A 1,883-nucleotide genomic window follows, 5' to 3' on the forward strand; every position below is an offset into this window, starting at 1 on the left:
GCTGCGCCCCACCCGGCCGCTCCCGCGCACCGAGGCGTGCGCGGCGATCGCCCGCGCCCGGTCGGCAGGACAGCCGGGGAAAAGCCCGCGTATCTCCCGCGCGAACGCCTCCGTGAACCGCAGATCCTCCGCCTCCCGCCGCCGCGCGTCCCGTGCCCGGCGCCGCCGTCGCGCCTCCGCGTCCGCCAGGCACCGCTCCTCGGCCCGGGCGAGCGCCGTCTCCTCGACGAGGACGCCCTGCCGCTCGTAGCGGCTCCGCCGCCGGTTGAAGCGCACCACCACCGCCGACAGCGCGCTGCCCTCCCGCGACCGGCGCGTCAGCGCGGTGTCGCCCCGCGGCAGGAACACCAGGTGCCCCAGGTCCGCGCAGTCCAGACAGCGTGGCTCCCCCTCCTCCAGCACCAGCAGCGCCAACGGCCCGCTCCGGCACTCGGCACAGAGCCGCTTCTTGAGCGGCTGGATGACGAGAAGTCCGCCAAGGGGCGGGGGAGTTGCGATCGGTGCCATAGGTCGTTCATTCCCCCGTCGGTGGCGGCTCCCTACGCGATGCCGCCGCCTTCTCGATACCGCCTCCTCCTCGACCCCCGCCCCGGGGGCCCGCCCCCCCCGGCCCCCACCCCCACCCTCTTCTCGCCCCGCCCCCCTGGCCCTCGCCGCTCGCCGCGCCCACGAGAGCGGCTCGTGATCGCGGCATCATGGGCCTGTGCGACTCGAAGCGATCACCTGGGAACGGCTCGGCGACCTCCTCGCCGAGCGCCTGCTCGACCTGAAACCGGACGACGGCAGTCCGTGGCCGCGGATCGCCTTCGACGGAGCCCCCGCCGCCCGCCCCGGTGACCTCGCCCACCGCGTCAGTGAGGCGCTGCGCATACGCGGCCGGTCCTCGCTCGTCGTCGGCACGGAGGGCTTCCTGCGCCCCGCGTCACTGCGGCTCGAATACGGTCACGAGGACGCCGAGGCGTACTACAACGGCTGGGTCGACACCGGCGCCCTGTGGCGCGAGGTCTTCGGCCCGCTCGACCCCGGCGGCGACGGCCGCGTCCTGCCCGACCTCTGGGACCCGGCCACCGACCGCGCCACCCGCAGCCCCTATGTCCAGCTCCCTCCCGGCGGGGTGCTGTTGCTCCACGGCCCCTTCCTGCTGCGGCACTGGTTCCCGTTCGACCTGAGCGTCCACGTCCTCCTGTCCCCGGGCGCCCTTCGCCGCCGCACTCCGGAACCCGCGCACTGGACTCTGCCCGCCTTCGAGCGCTACGAGACGGAAGTGGACCCGGGCACCACGGCCGACGTCCTGGTCCGCGCCGACGATCCCCGCCACCCGGCCTGGAACGGCTGAGCGGCTGCCACGGAAACGCATCCCGGACTTCCGGGTGCGCGTCCCTGGGGACACGGCAAGAATGTAGGACGCCGGGACTAGCGGTGTGTTCCGCGCCGCGCCGGCCGTCCGGCACCGGGAGGTACTTCATGACCACCGCCGGAGACATCATGCACCGTGGTGCCCAGTGGATCCCCGCTCACGAGACCCTGGACCGCGCAGCCCAGCTGATGCGGGAGCTCAACGTGGGCGCGCTGCCCATCAGTGACGAGAACGAACGGCTCTGCGGCATCCTCACCGACCGCGACATCGTCGTCGGCTGTGTCGCCATGGGCCACGACCCGGCCCGGGTCACCGCGGGCGAGATGGCCCAGGGCACCCCGCGCTGGATCGAGTCGGGTGCCGACGTCGGCGAGGTGCTCCAGGAGATGAAGGGGCACCAGATCCGCCGGCTTCCGGTGATCGAGAACAAACGCCTCGTCGGCATGATCAGCGAGGCCGACCTGGCCCAGCATCTGACGGACGAACAGCTCGCCGCGTGGGTCGAGAGCGTCTACGCGAGGAGCGC

Annotated in this window: 3 protein-coding genes; 2 read left to right on the top strand and 1 reads right to left on the bottom strand. The window is 73.4% G+C overall.

Annotation, left to right across the window (positions count from 1 at the left end; genetic code table 11):
• A partial coding sequence (locus ABZ656_RS57730; protein ID WP_360280753.1) for a DUF2293 domain-containing protein occupies positions 1–507 on the bottom strand: 507 nt, incomplete at its 3' end.
• A gap of 196 nt (positions 508–703) precedes the next feature.
• On the opposite strand from ABZ656_RS57730, the gene ABZ656_RS57735 reads away from it, so the two are divergent.
• Both ABZ656_RS57735 and ABZ656_RS57740 read left to right on the top strand, forming a co-directional pair.
• Complete coding sequence (locus ABZ656_RS57735; RefSeq protein ID WP_101405765.1) at positions 704–1,336, top strand: uridine kinase; 633 nt, start codon at positions 704–706, stop codon at positions 1,334–1,336.
• A gap of 128 nt (positions 1,337–1,464) precedes the next feature.
• Positions 1,465–1,883, top strand: a 419-nt coding sequence (locus ABZ656_RS57740) for a CBS domain-containing protein (protein ID WP_360280756.1), incomplete at its 3' end; no start/stop codon positions are given.

It is taken from the genome of Streptomyces sp. NPDC007095 (assembly GCF_040634475.1).
Taxonomy (GTDB): Bacteria; Actinomycetota; Actinomycetes; order Streptomycetales; family Streptomycetaceae; genus Streptomyces.